The following is a 1,208-nucleotide window of genomic DNA, read 5'->3' on the forward strand; positions in this document are numbered from 1 at the left end:
ACATTCAAGCAGGTCGCCACCCGGTAGTAGAGCAAGTCACCTCGGACCCGTTCATTGCTAACCCAATAGAATTAAGCCCAAGCCGTAAAATGCTCATCATCACGGGTCCAAACATGGGGGGTAAATCAACCTACATGCGCCAAACTGCGCTAATTGCGTTGATGGCTCACATCGGCTCTTATGTACCTGCAGAGTCAGCACAAATTGGCTCATTGGATCGCATCTTTACTCGTATCGGTGCTTCAGATGACTTGGCATCAGGTCGTTCAACCTTCATGGTAGAGATGACAGAAACGGCCAACATTCTCCACAACGCAACCAAGAACAGCTTGGTGTTAATGGATGAGATCGGTCGCGGTACCAGTACTTACGATGGTCTTTCATTGGCATGGGCAAGTGCCGAATGGCTTGCAACACAAATTGGTGCGATGACACTTTTCGCTACGCACTATTTTGAACTAACCGAATTACCGAACTTGCTACCAAACTTAGCGAATGTTCACCTAGATGCGGTAGAACATGGCGACAGCATTGCTTTCATGCACGCAGTTCAAGAAGGCGCCGCAAGCAAATCATACGGCTTGGCGGTTGCGGGCTTAGCTGGCGTACCTAAAACGGTCATCAAAAATGCTCGTACTAAACTGTCTCAACTAGAGCAACTCGGCCAAGCTAGCGACTCGCCTCGTCCAAGCACAGTGGATGTGGCAAATCAGCTCAGCTTAATCCCTGAACCTAGCGAAATTGAACAAGCGTTATCAAACATCGATCCAGACGACTTAACACCTCGTCAAGCCCTTGAAGAGCTGTATCGTTTGAAGAAAATGCTTTAACGAGAATATCTAATCTCCCCTAAAACAGAAAAGGGCTATGGTTATCCATAGCCCTTTGTGTTTCGAGAAAGCTTAGTATTAATCGTCTTCGACGTTAAACAAGTTTTCCATATTTAGGCCTTGTTTAATTAGGATTTCACGAAGTCGACGTAAACCCTCCACTTGAATTTGACGTACACGCTCACGGGTAAGACCAATCTCTCGCCCCACTTCTTCAAGAGTAGACGGCTCATAGCCAAGCAAACCAAAACGGCGTGCAAGCACTTCTTTTTGTTTTGGATTCAACTCTTCCAACCAATGGATCAAAGACGATTTGATGTCATCATCTTGAGTCGACACTTCTGGATCAGAGTTATTTGCGTCAGGAATAATATCCAG

The 1,208-nt window shown here is 46.2% G+C and carries 2 protein-coding genes; one reads left to right on the plus strand and one right to left on the minus strand.

Annotated features, from left to right (window positions below; genetic code table 11):
• Positions 1-830 (plus strand): MutS-related protein (locus R7Q41_RS24145; protein WP_411979070.1); only part of this gene is annotated, 830 nt, incomplete at its 5' end.
• Positions 831-908: 78 nt separating this feature from the next.
• On the opposite strand, the gene R7Q41_RS24150 is transcribed toward R7Q41_RS24145, so the two are convergent.
• A partial coding sequence (locus R7Q41_RS24150; RefSeq protein WP_318144722.1) for a sigma-70 family RNA polymerase sigma factor occupies positions 909-1,208 on the minus strand: 300 nt, incomplete at its 5' end.

The organism is Vibrio sp. 2096, from assembly GCF_033339595.1.
Classification (GTDB): Bacteria; Pseudomonadota; Gammaproteobacteria; order Enterobacterales; family Vibrionaceae; genus Vibrio; species Vibrio alginolyticus.